General features: G+C 65.2%; 21 protein-coding genes. 8 read left to right on the forward strand and 13 right to left on the reverse strand.

Annotation, left to right across the window (positions count from 1 at the left end; genetic code table 11):
• Position 1: 1 nt before the first annotated feature.
• Entirely contained in the window at positions 2 to 2263 is a 2262-nt protein-coding gene (locus ACAM55_RS19580) for an ABC transporter permease (RefSeq protein WP_369653135.1), read from the reverse strand.
• A complete protein-coding gene (locus ACAM55_RS19585) occupies positions 2264 to 3277 on the reverse strand; it encodes an ABC transporter substrate-binding protein (RefSeq protein ID WP_369653136.1) in 1014 nt (337 codons plus the stop codon).
• Positions 3278 to 3420: 143 nt separating this feature from the next.
• Here ACAM55_RS19585 and zwf point away from each other — a divergent pair, with 143 nt between their 5' ends.
• On the forward strand, positions 3421 to 4890 hold the full coding sequence (gene zwf / locus ACAM55_RS19590) for a glucose-6-phosphate dehydrogenase (RefSeq protein WP_369653137.1): 1470 nt from the start codon (positions 3421 to 3423) through the stop codon (positions 4888 to 4890).
• 10 nt (positions 4891 to 4900) lie between these two features.
• Here the strand turns inward: zwf and ygiD are convergent, their stop codons facing one another.
• The 8 genes from ygiD to ACAM55_RS19630 all read right to left on the reverse strand — a co-directional run bounded on the left by ygiD (position 4901) and on the right by ACAM55_RS19630 (position 14320).
• Positions 4901 to 5836 (reverse strand): 4,5-DOPA dioxygenase extradiol, encoded by a 936-nt coding sequence (ygiD, locus tag ACAM55_RS19595; protein ID WP_369653138.1) that lies wholly within the window; start codon positions 5834 to 5836, stop codon positions 4901 to 4903.
• A 59-nt stretch (positions 5837 to 5895) separates the two neighbouring features.
• Positions 5896 to 6927 carry an ABC transporter ATP-binding protein gene (locus tag ACAM55_RS19600; protein WP_369653139.1) on the reverse strand — a complete coding sequence of 344 codons (1032 nt, stop codon included), beginning with the start codon at positions 6925 to 6927 and terminating at the stop codon, positions 5896 to 5898.
• The gene (locus ACAM55_RS19605; protein ID WP_369653140.1) at positions 6924 to 7994 is read right to left on the reverse strand and encodes an ABC transporter ATP-binding protein; all 1071 of its coding nucleotides are present in this window, start codon (positions 7992 to 7994) and stop codon (positions 6924 to 6926) included. The genes ACAM55_RS19600 and ACAM55_RS19605 overlap by 4 nt, the downstream gene beginning before the upstream one ends.
• Positions 7995 to 8015: 21 nt before the next feature.
• Positions 8016 to 8927: an ABC transporter permease gene (locus ACAM55_RS19610; RefSeq protein WP_369653141.1), complete on the reverse strand. Its 912-nt coding sequence runs from the start codon at positions 8925 to 8927 to the stop codon at positions 8016 to 8018.
• A gap of 82 nt (positions 8928 to 9009) precedes the next feature.
• Positions 9010 to 10596, reverse strand: a complete 1587-nt coding sequence (locus ACAM55_RS19615) for an ABC transporter substrate-binding protein (RefSeq protein WP_369653142.1) — start codon at positions 10594 to 10596, stop codon at positions 9010 to 9012.
• Positions 10597 to 10630: 34 nt separating this feature from the next.
• Complete coding sequence (locus tag ACAM55_RS19620) at positions 10631 to 11899, reverse strand: M20 aminoacylase family protein (RefSeq protein ID WP_369653143.1); 1269 nt, start codon at positions 11897 to 11899, stop codon at positions 10631 to 10633.
• A 1-nt stretch (position 11900) separates the two neighbouring features.
• Positions 11901 to 12881 carry an ABC transporter permease gene (locus ACAM55_RS19625; RefSeq protein ID WP_028259794.1) on the reverse strand — a complete coding sequence of 327 codons (981 nt, stop codon included), beginning with the start codon at positions 12879 to 12881 and terminating at the stop codon, positions 11901 to 11903.
• A gap of 194 nt (positions 12882 to 13075) precedes the next feature.
• Positions 13076 to 14320, reverse strand: a complete 1245-nt coding sequence (locus tag ACAM55_RS19630; RefSeq protein ID WP_369653144.1) for a porin — start codon at positions 14318 to 14320, stop codon at positions 13076 to 13078.
• Between the two features lie 281 nt (positions 14321 to 14601).
• Here ACAM55_RS19630 and coq7 point away from each other — a divergent pair, with 281 nt between their 5' ends.
• Complete coding sequence (gene coq7, locus ACAM55_RS19635) at positions 14602 to 15231, forward strand: 2-polyprenyl-3-methyl-6-methoxy-1,4-benzoquinone monooxygenase (RefSeq protein WP_369653145.1); 630 nt, start codon at positions 14602 to 14604, stop codon at positions 15229 to 15231.
• A gap of 12 nt (positions 15232 to 15243) precedes the next feature.
• Here the strand turns inward: coq7 and ACAM55_RS19640 are convergent, their stop codons facing one another.
• A complete protein-coding gene (locus ACAM55_RS19640) occupies positions 15244 to 15693 on the reverse strand; it encodes an OsmC family protein (RefSeq protein ID WP_369653146.1) in 450 nt (149 codons plus the stop codon).
• A gap of 276 nt (positions 15694 to 15969) precedes the next feature.
• Between ACAM55_RS19640 and ACAM55_RS19645 the strand changes: the two genes are divergently transcribed.
• Positions 15970 to 17214, forward strand: a complete 1245-nt coding sequence (locus ACAM55_RS19645) for a porin (protein WP_369656428.1) — start codon at positions 15970 to 15972, stop codon at positions 17212 to 17214.
• 95 nt (positions 17215 to 17309) lie between these two features.
• Here ACAM55_RS19645 and ACAM55_RS19650 read toward each other — a convergent pair whose 3' ends face one another.
• The gene (locus tag ACAM55_RS19650) at positions 17310 to 18440 is read right to left on the reverse strand and encodes a hypothetical protein (protein ID WP_369653147.1); all 1131 of its coding nucleotides are present in this window, start codon (positions 18438 to 18440) and stop codon (positions 17310 to 17312) included.
• Positions 18441 to 18463: 23 nt separating this feature from the next.
• On the opposite strand from ACAM55_RS19650, the gene ilvA reads away from it, so the two are divergent.
• Complete coding sequence (gene ilvA, locus ACAM55_RS19655; protein ID WP_369653148.1) at positions 18464 to 20104, forward strand: threonine ammonia-lyase, biosynthetic; 1641 nt, start codon at positions 18464 to 18466, stop codon at positions 20102 to 20104.
• 27 nt (positions 20105 to 20131) lie between these two features.
• On the opposite strand, the gene ACAM55_RS19660 is transcribed toward ilvA, so the two are convergent.
• On the reverse strand, positions 20132 to 20752 hold the full coding sequence (locus ACAM55_RS19660; protein ID WP_369653149.1) for a hypothetical protein: 621 nt from the start codon (positions 20750 to 20752) through the stop codon (positions 20132 to 20134).
• A gap of 49 nt (positions 20753 to 20801) precedes the next feature.
• On the opposite strand from ACAM55_RS19660, the gene gspG reads away from it, so the two are divergent.
• The 4 genes from gspG to ACAM55_RS19680 are packed head-to-tail and all read left to right on the forward strand — an operon-like array spanning position 20802 to position 22735.
• Positions 20802 to 21242, forward strand: coding sequence for a type II secretion system major pseudopilin GspG (gene gspG / locus ACAM55_RS19665; protein WP_307580078.1), 441 nt, complete (start codon positions 20802 to 20804; stop codon positions 21240 to 21242).
• The gene (locus ACAM55_RS19670) at positions 21217 to 21681 is read left to right on the forward strand and encodes a GspH/FimT family pseudopilin (protein ID WP_369653150.1); all 465 of its coding nucleotides are present in this window, start codon (positions 21217 to 21219) and stop codon (positions 21679 to 21681) included. The genes gspG and ACAM55_RS19670 overlap by 26 nt, the downstream gene beginning before the upstream one ends.
• Positions 21678 to 22052, forward strand: coding sequence for a type II secretion system minor pseudopilin GspI (gspI, locus tag ACAM55_RS19675; RefSeq protein ID WP_369653151.1), 375 nt, complete (start codon positions 21678 to 21680; stop codon positions 22050 to 22052). The genes ACAM55_RS19670 and gspI overlap by 4 nt, the downstream gene beginning before the upstream one ends.
• Positions 22052 to 22735: a type II secretion system protein J gene (locus tag ACAM55_RS19680; protein ID WP_369653152.1), complete on the forward strand. Its 684-nt coding sequence runs from the start codon at positions 22052 to 22054 to the stop codon at positions 22733 to 22735. The genes gspI and ACAM55_RS19680 overlap by 1 nt, the downstream gene beginning before the upstream one ends.
• The last annotated feature ends 72 nt before the right edge of the window (positions 22736 to 22807 follow it).

Consider the following 22807-nt stretch of genomic DNA (forward strand, 5'->3'; position numbering starts at 1 on the left):
ATCAATGCACCACAGGCGCGGCCACCATCGGCACACCCGCCTTGCGCCGCCCCAGCTTGCGCTCCCCGACCACCCACTGCACCAGCGCGATTGCCAGCGACATCAGGATCATGAGCACCGTGCAGTAGGCCAGCGCAATGCCGTAGTCGCCGTTGCCCACGCGGCCGATGATGTAGGTGGTGGCCAGTTCGTTCTCGGCCGTGACCAGGAAGATCACCGCGCTCACCGTCGTCATGGCCCGCACGAAGCTGTAGACCAGCGCAGCCACCAGCGCCGGCTTGAGCAGCGGCAGCACCACCTTGAAAAGCGTCTGCGAGGTGGAGGCCCGCAGCATCAGCGAGGCTTCGTCCAGCGAGCGGTCGAGCTGCTTGAAAGCCGCCGTGCCGGCCCGCACGCCCACCGGCAGGTTCCGGAACATGAAGCACAGCACGATGATGAGCCCGGTGCCCGTAAGCTCGAACGGTGGCACATTGAAGGCCAGGATGTAGCTCACGCCGAGCACCGTGCCCGGAATGGCAAAGGCCAGCAATGCGCCAAATTCGAAAACGCCCTGCCCCTTGAATTCGTTGCGCGCCAGCAGCCAGGCAATGAGCAACCCCAGCGCCGCGGTGATCGGCGCCGAGATGCCCGCGAGCTTGAGCGTGGTGATCAGCGAGTTCCACGCCGTGCCTGCCCAGACCAGGCCGAACTGCCCCCATTCGAGCGCAAAGGCGTTCTTGAAGTGGTTGAGCGTGAAGCTGTAGTCGCGGCCCCAGGTCTGCACGAAGCCGCCCGCGAAGGCGAACATGTAGACCACGGCGGTGAACGCGATCCACGGCAATGCGATGCACTGGATGGTGCGGCGTACGCCGTCGGGCAGCGCCATCGCAATACCCGCGTCGCCCTTGCCGCTCACGGTGGTGTAGTTCTGCCTGCCGAGCACGCCGCGCTGCAGCGCGAACACGCCGAGCGCGAAGATCGTCAGCACCCACGCCAGCGAAGCGGCGCGGCCCTGGTCGTACTGCGCGCCGACAATGGCAAAGAAGATATCGGTCGACAGCACAGAGAACTGGCCCCCCACCACCACTGGGTTGCCGAAGTCCGCAATGCTCTCGATGAAGCCCACCAGGAAGGCATTGGCCAGCCCGGGCTTCAGCAGCGGCAGCGTGATGGTGAAGAAGGTGCGGCGCCGGTCGGCGCGCAACATCTGCGCGGCCTCTTCGAGGCTGGGCGCAATGCCCTGCACCACCCCGCGCATGATCATGAAGGCAATAGGCGTGAACGCAAAGAGCTGTGCCACCAGCACGCCCGGCATGCCGTAGAACCAGCGCGTCGGCTCGATGCCGAACACGTTCTCAAGCAGCTGGTTGACGATGCCCGCGCGGCCGAACAGCAGGATGAGCCCCAGGCCCACCACGAAAGGCGGCGTGATGATCGGCAGCAGCGCCAGCACCCGCAGCGCGCCCTGCCCGCGCTTGCTGCCGCGCTCGGCCATCAACGCCATCAGCGTACCCAGGAAGGTGGTGCCGGCGGCGGTGAGCAAGGCCAGCACGAGCGTGTTCCAGGCAACGCCGCAGCGCACCCCGCCCGCCACGCAGCCCAGCCCCCAGATGCGCTCGGTGAACACGCGCGCGATGAACGCGGTGACCGACCACCGCCCGTCTTCGTCAAAGAACGCACCGGCCAGCGCCTTGCTCACCGGATAGGCGATGAACAGCGCCATCAGCACGCCGCAGCCGATGACCGCCGCAGCCACGAACAGGTCGCCCTTGAACAGCCCGAGCCGCGCGATGCCGAAGGCGGCCAGCAGCGTGAGCGCGGTGAGCGCCACGAAGCCCCCCGCACCGATGCCGAACTGGTTGACGGCCAGCTCGCCGAACTGCGTGTTGAGCGCCGTGAAGCTCCAGCCGCGTGCGCCGATGGTGAAGCCTGCCACGGCAAGGCCAATGGCGCCGATGGCGCCGCCCGCAAGCAGCCAGCGCCCTTGAGCCCGGCCGGCCGGCAGCCAGGCACCGATGGCGCACATCGCCAGACCGAGAAGCCCGATGAAGAGCCAGCTGCGTCCTTGCGTGGCCGCCTGCATCAGTCCGTTGGCGCCCTCCGCCTGGCCGAACACCTGTGGAACGGCCTCGTACCAGGTCGAATCCTGGATGGCATACCAGGGCAGCACCACATAGGCCGCAAAGCCGAGCGCCACCCAGGCCCAGATCCAGCGCTGCGACCGCCGGGCCGAGGCCACGGCGGCCGGATTGGCCGGCGCGGCGCCGGCAGCGACGGTGCCCACTTAGCGCGGCAGCGAGTTGACGTCTTTTTCCCAGCGCGCAATCAGGCGCCGGCGCTCGGCGCTGGCGCCGTACTTGGCGTAGTCGTAGTTGATGAACTTGATCTTCTTGAAGTCCGGAATGCGCGGATCGAGCTTGGCGGTCGTGTTGCTCGGCAGCTGGAACTGCTTGTTGGCGGCGCCGAGCTCCTGCGCACTGGGCGTCAGTGCCCATTCGTAGAACTTCTTCGCGGCTTCGAGGTTGCGGGCGCCCTTGATGATGCTCATGGAGCCGATTTCCGCGCCGGTGCCGTCGCTGGGCGTGATGGTTTCGACCGGAAAGCCCTGCATCCTCTCGCCCGGGCCGTCATGCACGAAGCTGATCGACACGGCCGTTTCGCCGCGCGCCACCGCCTTGATGGGGCCTGTGCCCGAACGGGTGTACTGGCCCACGTTCTTGTGCAGCGCCTTCAGGTAGTCGAAGGCCTTGTCCTCGCCCATGAGCTGCACCAGCGTGGCGATCATGGTGTAGGCAGTGCCGCTCGAAGCGGGGTTGGCCACCTGGATGTCGCCCTTGTATTCGGGCTTGAGCAGATCGGCCCAACTCTTGGGCACGGGCAGCTTCTTCTTGGCGAGCAGCTCCGGGTTGTAGCCGAAACCCAGCGGCCCGGAGTAGATGCCCACGGTCTTGTAGCCGGACTGCTTGGCCTGCTGCTGGGCCCAGGGGTGGAGCTGCGCCAGCGTGGGCGACTTGTATTCGAGCGTGAGGCCCTGTTCGGCCGCCTGAAGGTGCGGATCGCCGGTGCCGCCGAACCAGACGTCGGTCTTGGGGTTGTCCTTCTCGGCGATAAGCTGGGCCAGCGCCTCGCCCGAGCCCTTGAGCGACATGTTGATGCGGGTGCCGGTGGTGCGCGCATACACGGTGGCGATCACGTTGCACCATTCGGCCTGGACCGAGCAGATGACATTGACGGTGCCCTGGGCCGACGCGGCGGCCGACAAACCCAGCAAGGCCGCTGCGGTAAATAGCTTCTTCATGTGAAAACCTCGCCTCCAAAACAAAAATAGGCCTCCCGGCCGGGGTGCAGCGTAGCTTTCGTACAGGTTTCATGAATCGGTACAAGTACCATTCGGTTGAAACAGAGCCCTCTTCGGCACCTAGACAAAAGGAAATTCGACACATGAGCTTCGATCTCGTTCTGTTCGGCGGTACGGGCGATCTTGCATGGCGCAAGCTGATGCCCGCGCTGTTCCAGGCCTTCAGGCACGGCAGCCTGCCGAAAGACGGACGCATCGTCGGCGTGGCGCGGGACGACCTCTCGGACGACCAGTACCGCGAACTGATCCAGTCGCGCTTCAATGCCGTCGAAGGCGCCAAGCGCCCTTCGGCAGAAGAGTTCGAGAAGTTCGCCTCGCTGCTGTACTACCTGCGCATGGACTTGTCCAAGCCGGCCGACTACACGCGGCTTGCCGACCTGCTGAAGCAGCGCAACGCCGACACGGTGGTGATGTACGTGGCCACGGCGCCGGCGCTTTTCACGCAGGTGGTGGAGCAGATTGCCGCGGCGGGGCTCAACGGCCCGTCGACGCGGGTGGTGCTCGAGAAGCCGCTGGGCCATGACCTGGCGTCCAACCGCGCCATCAATGCCGCAGTGTGCAAGGTGCTCGAGGAGAAGCAGGTCTTCCGCATCGACCACTACCTGGGCAAGCCTTCGGTGCAGAACCTGTTTGCCATGCGCTTCGGCAATGCGCTGTTCGAGCCGATCTGGCGCCGGGAGCACATTGCCAACATCCAGATCACCATTGCGGAAGACCTGGGCGTCGAGAAGCGCGGCGCCTTCTACGACCAGACCGGCGCGCTGCGCGACATGGTGCAGAACCATGCGCTGCAACTGGTCTGCGCCATCGGCATGGAGCCGCCGATCAACTCGCATGCCGATGCCATCCGCGACGAGAAGCTGAAGGTGCTGCGCGCGCTCAAGCCCTGGACGCCCGAAACGCTGGGCCTGCATGCCATTCGCGGCCAGTACACGACCGGCACGGCCTACGGCGAACGCGTGCAGGGCTACAGGGATGAGCCGGGCGTCGACCCCGAGAGCCGCACCGAGACCTTCGTGGCGCTGCGCACCGAAATCGCCAACTGGCGGTGGGCCGGCGTGCCGCTCTACATTCGAACCGGCAAGCGGCTCGCGTCGCGCGATGCGCGCATCGAGGTCAACTTCAGGCCCACGCCGCACGCGATCTACCGCGCGCCTTCCGGGGCGGTCAACAAGCTGGTGATCAATCTCCAGCCCAAGGACGGCCTGGAGCTTCACATGCTCGCGCAGGCGCAGGACAACCGCCAGCGCAGCAATGGCCACCACAGCGCCGCGCAGCTCGCGCCGGTGCAGCTCGACCTTGATTTCGACAAGCGCTTCGGCGCCGAACGCGTGGGCGCCTACGAGCGGCTGCTGCTCGATGTGATCGATGGCCGCCTGAACCTGTTCGTGCGCAGCGACGAGCAGGAAGAAGCCTGGCGCTGGGTCGAGCCGCTGATCGACAGCTGGGCATCGGACGGCGGACCGCGGCCGTACGCCGCCGGCACCTGGGGCCCGAGCGCATCGAGCGCAATGATTGCGCGCGACGGCTTCTCCTGGGGCGAGGAGCAGTAGGCCGGCGCGCTCAGCCGAACTGGACGCAGCGCATGCTGAGCGTGCCCGACTGGAACCCTTCATAGACCGTTTTCGCGCGTTCGCCCGTCCCCGCGGCACCGAGCGCGTAGAGAAACGGAAAGTAGTGGTCCGGCATCGCGACCGCGGTGGCGGCACCCTCGAGTTTTTCGTAGCCGACCAGCGCACGGTCGTCCCGGGCCGCGAGCGCGGCCTTCACCGCATCGTCGAACGATTGCGCCCACGGCCGGCTTGCCGTGAGCCCATCGGCCGTGCCGCGGTCGGTGGCGCGCAGGTTGTGCACCACGTTGCCGCTACCCATCACGAGCACACCCTTGTCGCGCAGTGCCGCGAGATCGCGGCCGACGGCATAGTGAAAAGCTGCCGGCTTGTCGTAGTCGATGCTGAGCTGGAAAACGGGGATGTCGGCCTTCGGGTAGAGGTGCTTGAGCACCGTCCACGTTCCGTGGTCCAGGCCCCACTGCTGGGTGCCCACCACCGAAGCCTGCTTCACCGCGCCAACGGTTTCGCGTGCGAGCGCTGGATGGCCCGGCGCCGGGTACTCGATGTCGAAAAGCGCCTGCGGGAAACCACCGAAATCATGGATCGTCTTCGGCCGCTCCTGCATTCCAACGCCGGTGGCGCCGCGGCTCAGCCAGTGGGCTGAAACGCTCAGGATGGCCGAGGGCCTTGGGAGCTCCCTGCCCCAGGTGGACAGCCGGCGCGTGAAGGCGTTGTCGGCCAGCGCGTTCATGGGCGAGCCGTGGCCGATGAAGATGACCGGCATCCGCTGCGAGGAGGCACCGGCGGCGGCGTGCGACAACGAACACAGCGAGGCCAGCGTTGCGGTCGCCCCGAGCGCGGAACCCATGAGAAAGCCGCGGCGGCCGAACGCCGGCCGAATCGTGTGGCTGCTGTCTGCACTATCTGCGGGTGGGGGCTTCTTCATCGTCATCACCGCACTCTGCACGGGTCTCCCGGGCGCCTCAGTGCGTTTACGCACGCTTTTCAGCCGATGCGCCCTTCTTCCACCGCATGGCAGGCGACCTGCACACCCTTGATGCTCAACAGATTCGGCCGCTCGGCCGAGCACCGCGCATTCGCATGCGGGCAGCGCGGATGAAATGCGCAGCCCGCGGGCGGGTTCAGCGGGTTCGGCACTTCGCCCTGCACCGGCGTGCGCGAGCGGCCGGTGTGCTTCATCTGCGGAATCGCGTCGAGCAGCATGCGCGTGTACGGATGCTGCGGCTCGGCGAAGAGCTTCTGCTTGTCGGCCACCTCGACCAGCCGGCCGAGGTACATCACGCCGACCTGGTCGGCCACGTGCCGCACCACCGCGAGGTTGTGCGAGATGAAGAGATAGGTCAGTCCCTGCTGGCGCTGCAGGTCCTTCATGATGTTGAGCACCTGCGCCTGCACGCTGACGTCGAGCGCGGAGGTGGGTTCGTCGCACACCAGGAACTCGGGCTGCGTGGCGAGCGCACGCGCAATCGAAATGCGCTGGCGCTGGCCGCCGGAGAACTGGTGCGGGTACTTGCTCATGTCCAGCGGCGAAAGGCCGACGGACTTGAGCAGCTCGCCCACGCGCTCGCGCAGCTCGGCCTTGCCGCTGAGGATGCCGTGCTCGCGCAGCGGTTCGCCGACGATGTCCTCGACGATCCAGCGCGGGTTGAGGCTCGCGTAAGGGTCCTGGAAGATCATCTGGATGCGGCGGCGCAGCTTGCGGCCTTCGGGGGTCTTGAACGCAGCATGCGCGTCCTGTCCGTCGAACTGCAGGCCGCCGCGGGTCGGCGCATAGAGACCGACCAGCAGGCGGGCCACCGTGCTCTTGCCGCAGCCCGATTCGCCGACCAGCGCCAGTGTCTTGCCGCGCTCGATGGAAAAGCTCACGCCATCCACCGCATGCAGCAGCACGCGCGGCTTGCGTTCGAGCACGCGGTTGAGCCAGGGCGGCGACACGTCGAAGGTCCGGGCCAGGTCGTGCGCCACCACGAGCGGCTCGCCCTCCGGGGCCTTGCGGGGTTCGATCACTGTGCTCATCGTGTCACCTCGGCGAGCGGTGCGGTGGCGTCGGGCGTAGCGCGTTCGCCGGCACGCTGCGCCTCGTGGTGCCGGGCGGCGAGTTCGGCCTGGCCCCGGTGCGGATCGGCGGCATCGTGCAGCCAGCAGGCGGCGCGCGTGGCGCCCGCGTGCATGAGCTCGGGCCGTTCCTCCAAGCAGCGTGCAAAGGTGCGCGGGCAGCGCGGGTTGTAGGCGCAGCCCTTCGGAATGGCATTGAGCCGCGGCATCGCACCGTCGATCTGGTTGAGCCGTTCGCGGTCGCTCGTCATGTCGGGAATCGACGCCATCAGGCCGGAGGTGTAGGGATGCGCCGGCTGGTGGATCACTTCGTGCACCGGGCCGATCTCGGCGATGCGGCCCGCGTACATCACGGCCACGCGGTCGCAGGTTTCGGCAATCACGCCCATGTCGTGCGTGATCAGCATCACCGCCGCGCCGCGCTCCTTGCAGATGCGCTTGAGCAGCTGGATGATCTGCGCCTGTATCGAGACGTCGAGCGCGGTGGTCGGCTCGTCGGCCACGATGAGCTTGGGCTCGGCCGCAAGCGCCAGCGCAATCACCACGCGCTGGCGCATGCCACCCGAGAATTGGTGCGGAAAATGGTCGATGCGCTGCTCGGCGGCGGGAATGCCAGTGTCCTGCAGCAGGCTGATGGCGCGGCGCCGTGCCTCCGCTTCCGTCACCGGCAGGTGGGCGCGGATGGTCTCCACCAGCTGGCGGCCGACGGTGTAGAGCGGGTTCAGCGAAGTCAGCGGGTCTTGAAAGATCGCGCCGATCTTGCGGCCCCGGATGGGCCGCATCGCATCGAAACCGAGGTTGTCGATGCGCTGGCCTTCGAGCACGATTTCGCCGCTGGCCACGCGGCCCGGCGGCTCGAGCAAGCCGATGATGGCCGCGCCCGTGAGCGACTTGCCGGCACCCGACTCGCCGACCACGCCCAGGATTTCGCCCGGTGCGATGTCGAAGGAAATCCCGTCGAGCGCGCGCAGCGTGCCGCGGCGGTGCGGAAACTCGACGACGAGGTTGTTGACCTGGAGCAGCGTCATGGTGGCGTTGTCCTTTTTGTTTCAGCGCAGGCGCGGGTTCAGCGCGTCACGCAGCCAGTCGCCGAGCAGGTTCACGCTGAGCGCAATCAGCACCAGCATCAGGCCCGGGAACACGGTGATCCACCATTCGCCCGAGAACAGGTACTGGTTGCCGATGCTGATCAGCGTGCCCAGCGAAGGCGAGGTCGGCGGCACGCCGACGCCGAGGAACGACAAGGTCGCCTCGGTGATGATGGCGGTGGCCACCTGGATGGTGGCGAGCACCATCACCGGCCCCATCACGTTGGGCAGCACGTGGCGCAGCATGATGCGCAGCGGCGCCACGCCGGTCACACGGGCGGCCTGCACGTATTCCTTGTTGCGCTCCACCAGCGTGGAGCCGCGCACCGTGCGCGCGTACTGCACCCAGCCGGTCAGCGAGATGGAGATGATGAGCACGCCGAAGGCCAGCGACTCGTGCGCGTTGGGGAACAGCGCACGGCCGACACCAGCGATCAGCAGCGCCACCAGGATGGGCGGAAACGACAACATCACGTCGCACAGGCGCATGAGGAACGAGTCGAGCCAGCCACCAAGAAAACCGGCGAGAAGGCCGAGCACCACGCCCACCGTGATCGAGAGCATCACCGACACGATGCCGACGATCAGCGAGATGCGCGCGCCATAGATCACGGCCGAGAGAATGTCGCGGCCCTGGTCGTCGGTGCCGAGCAGGTATTTGGAAGAGCCTTCGGCGCTCCACGCAGGTGGCAGGCGCGCGTCGCCCAGTTCGAGCGTCGCGAGGTCGAATGGATTGTGCGGCGAGACCCATCCTGCAAAGACCGCACAGAACAGGCAGACCAGCGCGATGAGCGCCGCCGCCATCGCCACGGGCGAAGTGCGGAAGCTGTAGCCGACATCGCTGTCGAGCCAGCGGGCAAGTGTTTTTTTCATCGTGAGAAAAAAGGATGGGCCCGCAAGAAGCGGGCCCAGGATCGAGCCACTCAGGCCGCCCATTGGCGAGCGGCCAGCGGGATCACGGCTTGATGCTCATCCACTTGAAGGGCATGTAGTTGTCGGCCATCTGCGTGAGCGCCACCTTCTTGCTCACACCCCAGGCAAGCGCCTGCTGATGCAGCGGCAGGTGGCCGACGTCGGCGGCGTGCAGGTCGAAGGCTTCCTTGATCATTGCGTCGCGCTTGGGCTTGTCGGTTTCCGACTGGATCTTCTTGGTCAGCTCGTCCACCTTGGGATTGCAGTAGGCACCCAGGTTGAACTGGCCGGCACCGGTCTTGTCGTCGGGGCACGCCGTCAATGCGGTCAGCGCGTTGTGCGAGTCATAGGTGGTCGGGGTCCAGCCCAGCAGGTAGAAGCTGGTGTCGCGGCGCAGGATCTTGGGGAAGTAGGTGCCCTTGGTTTCCGCGGCGAGGTTGATCTTGACGCCGATCTTCGCGAGGTTGGAGGCCACGCTCTGGCAGATCTGCCCGTCGTTCACGTAGCGGTCGTTCGGGCAGTTCATCGTCACTTCAAAGCCGTTGGGATAACCGGCTTCGGTCAGCAGCTTCTTGGCCGCCTCGACGTCGTAGGGCAGGCGCTTGTCCTGCGCTTCGGTCCAGCCATTGATGCCGGGGCCGACCATCAGGGCGGTGGGGCGCGAAGCGCCGCGCATCACGGTGCGCTGGATGCCGACGATGTCGATGGCCTGGTAGAAGGCCTGTCGCACGCGCTTGTCCTTGAACGGGTTCTTGCCCTTGACGCTCGAGTACAGCAGCTCGTCGCGTTTCTGGTCCATGCCCAGGAAGATGGTGCGCAGCTCGGGGCCGGAGATGACGCGTGCATTGGGGCTGGCGTTGATGCGCGCCACGTCCTGCACCGGCACCGGCTCCATCACGTCGATCTCGCCGGACACGAGGGCCGCGACACGGGTGGCCGGGTTGGCAATGGGCGTGAAGATGATCTCTTGCGCGTTGCCTTCGATCTTGCCCCAGTAGGTGGGATTGCGCACGAACACCGTGCGCACGTTGGGCTGGCGTTCGCGCACGCGGAACGGGCCCGTGCCGTTGGCCTTGAACGAGGCGGTGTTCTCGATGCCCTTGCGGCGGTCGACCGGCGTGACGGCCTTGTTCTCCTCGCACCACTTCTTGCTCATGATCATGAGCTGGGTGATGACGTCGGGAAGAATGGGGAACGGACCCTTGGTCTCGATCTCGATGGTGTGGGCATCGACCTTGCGGACTTCCTTGATGTCCGTGGTGTTGGACTTCATGTCGGAGCCTTCGCCGGCGGCGCGGGCAAAGCTGAAGAGCACGTCGTCGGCGGTGAATGGCGTGCCGTCGTGGAACTGGACGTTCTTGCGCAGTTCGAAGCGCCACACGGTGGGCGAGGTCTGCTTCCAGCTGGTAGCCAGCAGCGGCGCAACGCTCAGGTCCTTGTTGCGGCCGACCAGCGTTTCATAGACGTTGGCGGTGGTGCTTAGCTGCAACGATTCATTGAGCGAATGCGGGTCGAGCGACAGCGCATCTCCCTGGTTCGCGATGCGGATGGTCTGCGCACCGGCCAAGAGGCTGGTGGCGCCCAGCACGCACAAAACTGCGACCGCGGCCGCCTTCTTCTGGAAACTCATTGGGAACACTCCTCGGGTTGGAATCGGAAATACATCAAGGCGCCGCGGTAGCGGCGTCTTTCCTTGGCTGCTCGCTGCGGGTAGCAGCCAGCGGCATGCCCTGCTCGATCAACCCCGCATGCAATGCGGCGCCAAGCGGCAGAATCTCGTCGTTGAAGTCGTAGCGGCTGTTGTGCAGGAAGGCACCGTTCCTCGCATCCTGGCCGATGCGCAGGTAGGCACCGGCCTTTTTCTGCAGCATGAATGAAAAGTCTTCCGCGCCCATGCTGGGCTCCATGCTGCGGTCGACGTTGGAAGCGCCCACCAGAGACTCGGCCACGTCGGCCGCGAACATCGCCTCGGGGGCGGTGTTGATGGTGGCCGGATAGATGCGCTCGTACTTGATGGTGGCGGTGGCGCCGAAGCCCGCGGCGATGGCCGTGCAAAGTTCGGTCAGGCGCTGTTCGACCTGCGCCTGCACGCGGGCGCTGAAGGTGCGTACGGTACCGACGAGCGTGGCCTCGCCCGGAATCACGCTCATCGCGCCCAGGTCGCCGGCCTGCACGGCGCAGATGCTGACGACCGCCGCGTCGATGGGCCGCACGCTGCGCGACACGATGGTTTGCGCGGCCGTGATGATGTGCGCGGCCACCACCACGGGATCGATGGTCTGGTAAGCATGGGCGCCATGCCCGCCCTTGCCCTTGATCTCGATGGTGACGCGGTCGGCCGCGGCCATCATGGCGCCGCGGTTGATGCCTACGGTGCCGGCCGGCATGCCGGGCCAGTTGTGCATCGCATAGACCGACTGCACCGGAAAGCGGTCGAACAGGCCGTCTTCGATCATCACGCGCGCGCCGGCAAAGCCTTCTTCGCCGGGTTGGAAGATCAGCACCGCGGTGCCGTCGAAGTTGCGCGTTTCGGCAAGATAGCGTGCGGCACCGACCAGCATGGCCGTGTGCCCGTCGTGCCCGCAGCCGTGCATCAGGCCGTCGTTGGCGGAGCGCCAGCCGAAGTCGTTGTCCTCGCGCATGGGCAGCGCGTCCATGTCGGCGCGCAGGCCGATCATCCGCCCGCTTGCCATCGACCTGCCGCGGATGACGCCCACCACGCCGGTCTTGCCGATGCCGTCGTGGATCTCGTCCACGCCGCAGGCACGCAGCGCTTCGCGCACCCGGCCGGCCGTGTAGACCTCTTCGAAACCGAGCTCCGGGTGGGCGTGCAGATCGCGGCGAAACGCCGTGATCTCCGGGTAGAAGCTCGCGATGTGCGCAAATGCCCGCCCGGAGGCTTGCAGCCGGGGCGCTGCTGCGGCAACCGTCATCTCAATGTCCTCCCGCCTTGCCGACGCGCAGCCGCGGATCGACCACGAAATACAGCAGATCGACCACGAGATTGATCACCACGAAGATCAAGGCGATGAGGCACAGGTAGGCCGCCATCACGGGAACGTCGGCAAAGGTCACGGCCTGGATGAACAGCAGCCCCATGCCGGGCCACTGGAACACCGATTCGGTGATGATGGCAAAGGCGATGAGGCCGCCAAGCTGCAGGCCGGTGATGGTCATCACGGGCACCAGCGTGTTCTTGAGTGCATGGCCGAAATGAATGGCACGGTTCGTCAGGCCGCGGGCACGCGCAAACTTGATGTAGTCGGTGCGCAAGACCTCGAGCATCTCGGCGCGCACCAGCCGCATGATCAAGGTCAGCTGGAAGATCGCGAGCGTCACGGCCGGCAGGATGATGTGATGCCACCCGTCAGCCCGGAAAAGACCGCTGCTCCACCAGCCGAACTGCACGGTTTCTCCGCGCCCGAAACTCGGGAACCAGCCCAGCAGCACGGCAAAGACGAGGATCAGCAGGATGCCGATCAAAAACGTGGGAAGAGACACGCCGAGCAGCGACACGGTCATGAACACCTGGCTCAGGAAGGTGCCGCGGCGCAATGCGGTGTAGACGCCCATCGGAATGCCGATGAACAGGGCCAGCACGGCGGCTACGAGTGCGAGTTCGAGCGTGGCCGGAAAGCGCTCGCCAATGAGGCGCGACACTTTCGCGCCCTGGCGCAGGCTCAGCCCGAATTCGCCTTGTGCGGCGTTGACGAGAAAGTGCCAGAACTGCACGAAGAAGGGCTGGTCGAGCCCCAATGCGGCGCGCAGATCACGAATCTGCTCGGGCTTGGCGTCTTGGCCGAGCAGAAAGACGACGGGATCGCCTACATATTGAAAAAGGAGAAAGGCGATGAACGCGACCGCGATCATGACGATCACGGCTTGGATCAAGCGGCGCAGGACGAAGGCAATCATTCAACAAGCAGAGTGAACCGGCATGCTAGCAGTGCAAGGTGCGTGCCCGCACGGGGGTTCCCCGGGGGTGCACGCCGATGGTGCGTATTACCAGGGTCGATGCACCAGCGGCGCACCAAATAAAAAAGCCACTCGACTTTCGTCGAGTGGCTTTTTAGTCTTTCGATTCAAAGCTGGCTTACACCAGCCTCAAATTAGAAAGCGTGACGGATACCGAAGTCGTAGCCGGTCGAGGTCTTCGGGGTGAAGACGCCGGTGCTGATGAAAGCCGGGCCGCCAACGGTCAGGGCTGCACCGTTCTTGTTGCTCACGCGAGCGATCGTTGCGTACAGAGCCGTGCGCTTCGACAGGTTGTGCACGTAGCCGAGAGCCAGCTTGTTAGCCTTCGGGTCAGCAACTGCAGGAGCGAACAACACGACAGGCGCGTTGGCGTCGTACTTGACGTGCGAGTACGAAGCGCGGATCAGGCCAGCACCGACGGGCACGGTCACACCGAGGAGGTAGCCGGTCAGGTCGACGTCAGGACGGCCGCCCAGGAACGGTTCGACTTCGTAGTCGATCTTGTTCTTGGCCTTCGACAGTTCACCGAAGAGCTTCACGGGACCGAAGTCATACGAAGCGCCGAGGTTCAGCGTGTTGACCTTGGTGGTCGTGCCGACGTAGTACTGGTCGCCAATCGTGCTGCTGCCGTAAGCGACTGCAACGTCCAGAGGACCGTTTGCATAGCCGAAGCGGCCACCAACGTAACGGCCAGCGCGCGAGTTGTTCGCGACGTTAGGCGTAGCGGTGCCCGGATCGTACTTGGTCTTCTCGCTGAAGGCGTACTGGAGTTGGCCGTAGAAACCACCCAGGTTCGGCGGCAGGAAGTAGCCGATGCTGTTGCTGGAGCGCACGTAGTTGCTGTTGCCAACGTTCGTGAACGGAGCGGTCGAAGCAGCGGGGGTCAGGAAGTTGCCGAAGGCGGTGTTGGCCGTCGAAACCAGGTTGGTGCCCACGCCGTTGGTGCCGAACGGATCGAACACGGTGTCGTTCCAGAAGGTCGGGGTGTAGTCACGGCCGAGGCGGACTTCACCGAAACCACCCGACAGGCTCACGGTCGAACGACGAGCGAACGTCGCGATACCTTGCTGGCCGTCGTCGTTGGAGATCGGAGCTTCGAGCCAGAAGCTGGCTGCCAGGCCACCACCGAGGTCTTCCGTACCACGGAAGCCGATACGGCTGGAGTTGTAGCCCGAGTTCGCCAGTTCACGACGGCTCGTCTTGACGCTGCCCTGGTTCAGGTAGAACGGGTTCAGGAACGTGGCACCGTTCAGGTCACGCGAGGTGTTCGAGTAGCCGCTGATCGACGCGTCGACCACACCGAAGAGCGTGACGGACGACTGAGCCGAGGCAACACCGGCAACAGCCAGGGCAGCCAGAGCAACTAGAGATTTTTTCATTGCAAGTTTCTCCAAGGTTAAACATAGGGCTCCGGTGCGAAGGGCTCACTGTGACTGGCACTTAGTGCTCCCACCGGACCCCGGGCCAACCTCCTTTTGGGAAGTTGATGCTATTGCACCAGAGCCGCTGCGGCAGGGCAAAACAAATCGCCCGAAATCTCCGGTGGCCCGCGCGTTTCGTTGCACTCCTGCAACAAAGGACTTGGGCGTCTCCACAAACCACGATGTGAAATGAAGCAAGTGTTTCGCCTGGTCTTTTCCTCATACGTTCAAATAGAGGCATGACTTCTTCGCTCGATCCCGTCTTGACCGCGGCGGATGCGGCATTGCGTACCCTTTTTGCCCGGCCGCATGCCACGCGGGCCATGCCTACTCCGCTCCAGGCGCCCGGTGAGATGACCGACTCGGAGCGGCGCGAGGCCGGCGCACTGATGCGGGTGAACCATGTGGGCGAGGTCTGCGCCCAGGCGCTTTACACCGCGCAGGCGGCGGTGGCGCGCGATCCCGTCCTCCGGGACCGCCTGCTCCAAGCCTCACATGAAGAAACAGACCATCTGGCCTGGACGCGCCAGCGGCTGGACGATCTCGGCGCCCGTCCCTCGGTCTTGAATCCGCTCTGGTATGCGGGCGCTTTCGGGCTGGGCCTAGTGGCTGGACGCCTGGGAGATCCGCTCAGCCTGGGCTTTGTCGCCGAAACCGAGCGTCAGGTGGAGGCCCACCTGGACAGCCATCTGGGCCGTCTGCCGCCTGCCGACAGCGCATCGAAGGCGGTGGTCGAACAGATGAAGGTCGATGAAGCACGGCATGCCGCGCAGGCTATCGACGCCGGTGCTGCGGAGTTGCCGGCGCCCGCGAAGGCCCTGATGCGGTTCGCCTCCCGCGTGATGACTACGCTGGCGCACCGGATCTGAAGCTTTCGCGGCTCAGGTTTCGATCAGATCGAAGCTGGTGGTGATCTCGGCCGTCTTCGCGAGCATGATGCTCGCTGAACAATAGGTTTCGTGGCTCAGCGCGATGGCACGCTCGACGGCAGAGGACGGAATGCCCTTGCCGGCCACGGTGAAGTGCATGTGGATCTTCGTGAAGACCTTGGGGTCCTTCTCGGCGCGTTCGCTGGTCAGCTTGACGCTGCAGCGCTCTACGCGGTGGCGGCCGCGCTTCAGTATCAGGACCACGTCGTAGGCCGTACAGCCACCGGTTCCGGCAAGCACGGTCTCCATGGGACGGGCAGCCAGGTTCTGCCCCCCATTCTCGGGTTTTGCCGCATCGGCAGCGCCGTCCATCGTCAAGACATGGCCGCTGCCTGTTTCGGCCACAAAGCCCATGGCTGATCGGGTCCCGGCGTCGCCGGTCCAAGTAACTGTGCATTCCATTTTCGTCAGGTCCAATCACGATGTTCAGCAAAAAAAGCCGCTGAAATCAACTTGTGTGTGGGAAAAGTGTCACTTGCTTGTTGCAACGCAACAAACAGTCGATATACTTTATTTCATCGCGCACGAACATGTGCGCACCGGTTGTCTCCTCCACCCTTCCAATTGGTGGATTTAGCCCCGAGCTGCAAGGCTCGGGGCTTTTTTCTTGGTCGGCGTCGCCGCTCCCGGCGCGGGGCCAGGCCCACTCTAGGTTTTCGCGCCCGAAGGGCAGTTGCTCTGGCTGCCCTGGCTGTTGCCGGTGTTGCCTCGGCTCAGTCGTCCGTCACGCTCTTCGGTGTGGTCGACGCTTCGATCAGCCACTATTCGGCAACTTCGCGTGACCTGTACAACGGCGTGTCGTACAACGCTTTCGGTTTCCCCGTCTATAACCCGCTGTACGTCAACAAAGGCAGCGTCAAGACCAGCAAGACCGTTCTGGCCAATTCGGGCTACAACTCCAGCCGTCTCGGCTTCCGTGGCACCGAAGACCTCGGCGGCGGCCTGGCAGCCAGCTTCTGGCTCGAAGCGCCGATCACCAATGACGACGGTGCCACCGGTGTTGCGACCTTCGCTCGCCGTTCGACCGTGAGCCTGTCGGGTGGTTTCGGTGAAGTCCGCCTTGGCCGCGACTACACCCCCAGCTTCTGGAACGACACCGTGTTCGATCCGTTCGGCACCAATGGCGTGGGCACCAACCTGATCTCCACGGCCAATGGCTTCAACCCCACGGGCGGCGCGGGCGGTTTCGGTGGCAACCTCAACTCCACGCGCTCCAGCAATTCGATTGGCTACTTCCTGCCGCCGAACCTCGGCGGTTTCTACGGCCAGCTGATGTACGCGTTCCATGAGAAGACCAAGTACAGCCCCGGCCTGGCTACGCCTGATGTCGACAACAACTCGCGCGCCGGCCGCTACGTCGGTGGCCGCTTCGGCTACGCCAACGGACCGCTCGACATTGCACTCGCCTACGGTCGAAGCACCGTTGCCGACGACTTCTACGCTGGCACGACCGGCAAGGTCAACACGCTGAATTTTGGCGTTTCATATGACTTCGGTCCCGTCAAACTCTTCAGCGAACTGTCGCAGGCCAAGCTGAAGACCGACGTCGATGGCAACTTTGTCGTCCAACCGGCTTCCGTGCCATCCACGAAGCTCAACGGCTGGTTGCTGGGCGTGACGGTCCCCGTGGGTGCCGGCTTGATCCGCGCGTCCTATTCGGCCGTGAAGTACAAGACGGGCAACGCCACCAACGACCTGTTCTTCAACGACCAGAACAACAACCCGAAGGCCAACAAGCTGGCTCTTGGCTATGTTCACAACCTGTCGAAGCGCACGGCTCTGTACGCAACGATCGCTCGCGTGAGCAACAAGAACGGTGCAGCGCTGTCGGTGGGCGGTCAACCCTTCTACAACAACGCCGCAAACGTCTTCACCCCGAAGAACTCGGCCGGCTACGACTTCGGTATCCGCCACGCCTTCTGATCGATCACGGGTCTGATCCGATGCTGGCTCCAGCCAGTTCGAGTCGATTCAGTGTCAAGCCGCCCAGCGCAAGCCGGGCGGCTTTTTGGCTTTGTTCAGCTTGCACGGCCACGCCTGCTTTGCAGCAGGCCCACATTCATTTCACCGTTCAGAACCGACGCGTAGAAGCGTTCGACCATGTTCACGCTCGTGCGCGCATTGCGCGCCAAGGTCAGCATGTCGATGCCCTGCCCGTACAACAACCGCAATGTGATCGCGGTGTGGCGCAGGCAATAGAGCGTCCTCGATTGACCGAGCGGCCCCTTCTCGAGCGCAGTCACTTCGAGTGCCCAATGGAAAAGAAAATTGAGCACTGCAAGGGCGTGTTCCCGGTTCTTCAATTGCGGCATGAAGATGTAGTCTTCCGCGCCGCCGGAGCCTTGCTCGCGGCGGTGCTCGAGCAAGCATTCATAAACCCGAACAGCCGGACGCAAGCTTACGATGGGCTGGCTGTGTCGCTTGGTTTCGGGCAAGTTCATTCGCAAATAGACGTGCTTGCCGCGCACGATTTCTATGTGCTTGTGCTTCATGAGCTTGATATCGCTCGGACGAACGAAGGTGTTCACCATCCAGCGAATCAACCAGGGCAGCTCTTCCGGCATGACGAGCAACTCGCGCGCAATCCAGAAGCGCTCGCCGGAAATCAGCTCGTCAAGCACCGGGTGCGGCTGCCCGCGCAATCTGCGTGCAGCCGCCACGAGCGCCCGGTACTCCGCAACGCTGAAGCTGCCGCGCGGTTGGCTGCGCACCTTGACCTTCGGAAAGGCCGGCGCATCGCGAAGCACACCGATGTTCACGCCATGCATCACCACCTTTCGCAGCAATACAAGGTATTGCGCAATCGTCGTGCTGGTGAAGCCCTGCTCTCCAAGATGGTCGATCAGGCGTTGCGCATCGGCGGTGGCGAATGCTTGCGCTGGGACAGCCCCCAGCAAAGGGACGATATGGGCCTGCAATCTGTTGCCCATCACCTGCCAGGTGGGTCGTCCGATTTCGCCGCGCTGTACACGCGCCGCTTCTGCCTGCATCAATCCTTTGGAAAGGTCGCTGACAGAAACTGATAACAAATTTTGCTCATTTGTTAACTGACTGGCGGACGGATGGATCGCGGGATAGGCGCGCTCAAAAAAACCGGAATCGTTCGCCGCTGGGGCTCTCAGGATGAGGTTTATGACATTTGTGTCCATGTCATAGCCCGTATGCAATCCCGATGCCTCTTATCATCGTCATTTATCAATTGAAACTCCCCTTGGAAAAAACCGTGCGCGATGTCCCTGTTCCGGCACTAACGCCCGCCGACTATCTCAGAAAAATTCTGAACGCCCGCGTTTACGACGTGGCGGTCGAATCCGCGCTGGAGAAAGCCAACGCGCTCAGCGAGAGGCTTGGAAGTACCGTGCTGCTCAAGCGCGAAGACCAGCAGCCGGTGTTCAGCTTCAAGCTGCGCGGCGCCTACAACAAGATGGCGCATCTCACGCCCGAGCAGCTCGCGAGTGGGGTCATCTGCGCATCGGCCGGCAACCATGCCCAAGGCGTGGCGCTGGGCGCACGCAAGCTGGGTACGCGCGCCGTGGTGGTCATGCCCGTGACCACGCCGCGCCTCAAGATCGATGCGGTGCGCGGTTTCGGCGGCGAGGTGGTGCTGCATGGCGACAGCTATTCGGATGCTTATCTGCATGCGCTGGAACTGCAGGCCCAGCAAGGCCTGACATTCGTGCACCCGTTCGACGATCCCGACGTGATCGCCGGCCAGGGCACCATCGCAATGGAAATACTGCGCCAGCACCAGGGTCGGCTCGACGCGGTCTTCGTAGCGATCGGAGGCGGCGGGCTCATCTCGGGCGTGGCCAACTACATCAAGGCGGTGCGTCCGGAGATCAAGGTGATCGGCGTCCAGATGAACGACTCCGACGCGATGATGCAATCGGTGGCGGCGCGCCAGCGCGTGAGCCTGCCCGACGTCGGGCTGTTTTCAGACGGCACAGCCGTCAAGCTCGTGGGCGAAGAGACATTCCGCATTGCCAGCAACCTGGTCGACGAATACATCGCGGTCGACACCGATGCCGTCTGCGCGGCCATCAAGGACGTCTTCGTCGACACACGCAGCATCGTCGAGCCGGCCGGCGCGCTCGCGGTGGCCGCCATCAAGCAGTACGTGGCCGGGCACGGCCGCCATGGCGAGACCTACGCAGCCATCCTGTGCGGGGCCAACATGAATTTCGATCGGCTGCGCTTCGTGGCCGAACGCGCGGAGGTCGGCGAGGAGCGCGAGGCGCTGTTCGCGGTGACCATTCCTGAAGAGCGCGGCAGCTTTCGCCGCTTTTGCGAACTGGTCGGCGAGATGCCGGCCATCGAATCGAAGGAAACCGGCTCCTCCGGCGGCGCGCTGCGCAACGTGACGGAGTTCAACTACCGTATCAGCGATGCGGCCAAGGCCCATGTGTTCGTGGGCTTGACCACGTCCACACGCGGTGAATCGACCACCATCGCGCAAACCTTCATTGCCCACGGCTTCGATGCGCTCGATCTCACGCACGACGAGCTCGCCAAGGAGCATCTGCGGCATCTGGTGGGCGGACGCACGAGCCTCGCGCATGACGAGCGGCTGCTGCGCTTCGTGTTTCCGGAGCGCCCGGGCGCCCTGCTCAAGTTCCTGAGCCTGATGCGGCCGAACTGGAACATCAGCCTCTTCCACTACCGCAACCAGGGCGCCGACTACGGCCGGATCCTGGTGGGGCTGCAGGTTCCCGCCAGCGATGCCGCGGCCTTCGACGCGTTCCTCGAAACGCTGGGCTACCCCTACGTCGAGGAAACGGCGAACCCTGCGTATCGCCTGTTCCTGCAGGCCTGACCGAGCGCCGGCCTGCGCCCCCTCTTCCTACTGCGCGAGTTGGGCAGGGGGCTGCGGCGCGGGCGCCGGTGGAGACATCTGCTGCGGTGCAGCCGCATCGGCAGGCGGCGCCACCACGGGGGGAACCGTGGCGGGGAACAGCCCGCTGGGCCGTGGCGAAGGCGTCATCCCCGGGGGAGCCGCGCTCCCGACGCTGATCGGCGCCCGCACGGGCAACTGCAGCGTGAAAGCCGCCGGCCCCGCTGCGCTGGCGCCGAGCGTCGCCGTACGCACCCCGACCGACTGCAGCACATAGTTGTCGCCGACACGCGAACCGACGCGAAACGGTCGCGGAGGCTTGCCGTCGATGGAGATCAGGGCGGCTCCCTGGTTGAACGGATCCGCCACCACGCCCGACAACGCAAAGCGGCTCGCAGCCTCCGGCGCAGCGGGTGCCGCTTCCGACGCCGAAACCGCGCCGAGGAGGCGTGCCACCGCATCCGCATCGGCCGAAACCGACGCCCGGGGCATCGTGGCCGCCGGGGCCACAGGCTCGGTCGGGCTGGCGAGCCGCAGACCCCAGAACACCGCCGCACCGGCGGCCAGCGCCCAGAGTCCCGTGGTTGCAACGGGGGCGTGCCAGCGCGCGGCGGAATAGGGACTTGTCATGGGCGCGGATTATCATGCAGCGCGCCTTCCGAACCATGTCATCCAAGCTATGAAAAAAATCCTTCGCGCCGCCACCCGCACCGCCCAGCGCGGCTTCACGCTGATCGAATTGATGGTGGTTCTGGTCATCATCGGCGTGCTTGCCGCGCTGATCGTGCCGAACGTGATCGAGCGCGCGGACGACGCCCGCGTGACTGCCGCAAGGACCGACATCAACAACCTGATGCAGGCGCTCAAGCTCTATCGCCTGGACAACCAGCGCTATCCCACCGCCGAGCAAGGCCTGCAGGCGCTGCTCGTGCGCCCCACCGCCGGCCCGGCCGCGCCCAACTGGAAGCCGTACGTCGAAAAGCTGCCCAATGATCCGTGGGGCCATCCGTACCAATACATGAACCCGGGCATCAAGGGCGAAATCGACGTGCTCTCGCTCGGCGCCGACGGCCAGGCCGGTGGCGAGGGCAAGAATGCCGACATCGGCAGCTGGCAGTAGGCGCACCGGCGGCTTCACGCTGCTCGAGCTGATCGTGGTGATCGCGATCATCGCGATGGCCACCGCCAGCGTCACCTTCGCGATGCGCGACAGCAGCGCGGCCCGGCTCGACCGCGAGGCCGACCGGCTGGCGGCGCTGCTCGAATCGGCGCGCGCCCAGTCGCGCGCAAGCGGCGTCGCGGTGCGATGGCGCCTGGTGGAAGGCGGCAGCTTCGTGTTCGAGGGCCTGCCGCCCGACGCCCTCCCCAACGGCTGGGCCACCAGCGGCATCAGCGCCCAGGCCGCACTGGCCAACGGTGCGCCGGTTCCCGCCGTGCTGCTCGGGCCCGATCCGATCATTGCCGCGCAGCAGATCGTCCTTTATTCCGAAGGCCCGCCCGCACGTTCGCTGCGCGTTGCCACCGACGGCCTGCGGCCGTTCACCGTGAGCACGCCATGACAGCCGGACGCCGGTCGGCATGCGGCGGATTCACGCTGATCGAAGTGCTGATTGCGCTCGGCATCGTCGCGCTGGCGCTCGCGGCGGGGTCGCAGGCCACCATGTCGCTGACCCGCAATGCGCAGCGCCAGTCCGACCTGCTGCTGGCCGACCTGTGCGCAGAAAACGAACTCGCCAAGGCGCGGCTCGCGCGGCAAATGCCGGCCGTGGGCGATTCGGGCTCCATCTGCGTGCAGGCCGGCGTTTCTTTCAACGTCACGACCTCCACCATCGCCACGCTCAATCCGAACTTCCGGCGCGTCGACGTGCAGGTGCGCGACGAGGCCAACGCGCCGGTGCTGCGCATCTCGACCGTGGTGGGCCGCTTCTGATGCCCCGCGTCGCAAGCCGGCAAGCCCGCGGGGGCTTCACCTTGATCGAGCTGCTGGTGGCCATTGCCGTCATGGCGCTGCTTGCCATCGTGAGCTGGCGCGGGCTCGACAGCATGTCGCGCGCCACCATGCAAAACCAGCAGCGCGCCGACGCGGTGCTGACGCTGCAGACCACGCTCGCGCAATGGAGCGCCGACCTCGACGCCGTGACTTCGCTCGCGCAAACCCGCCCCATCGACTGGAACGGCCGCGTGCTGCGGCTCACGCGCCGCAGCAGCGATGCGGCCGCACCGGCCATGCTGGTGGTGGCGTGGACGCTGCGCTCGGGCGTCGACGGCACCCGTTGGCGGCGCTGGCAGTCGCAGCCCTTCACCACGCGCGGCGAATGGCAGCAGGCCTGGAACATGGCCGCCTCTTGGGCGCAGGAAGGCGGCAGCGGAGAAACCGCCCTGATGCCGGTCGATGGCTGGCAGCTCTTCTATTTCCGCGAAAACATCTGGACTCCTGCGGGCGAATTGCCGAGCGGCACGTCCAACCCTGCGAACCCGGCCAACCCCACCGGCGCCATCGTGAACATGCCCGACGGGGTTCGCCTGGTGCTGAGCCTGTCTCCCGGCGACGGGCTGGCGGGCGCCATCACGCGCGACTGGGTCAAGCCCACGGTGGGAGCGCCGCGATCGTGACGACACCCCTCCCTTTCTCTGCGAGCCCCCCGCGCGCAAGTACCGGCCGCCAGTCGGGCGCCGCGCTGCTCG

Source organism: Variovorax sp. V213 (assembly GCF_041154455.1).
Classification (GTDB): Bacteria; Pseudomonadota; Gammaproteobacteria; order Burkholderiales; family Burkholderiaceae_C; genus Variovorax.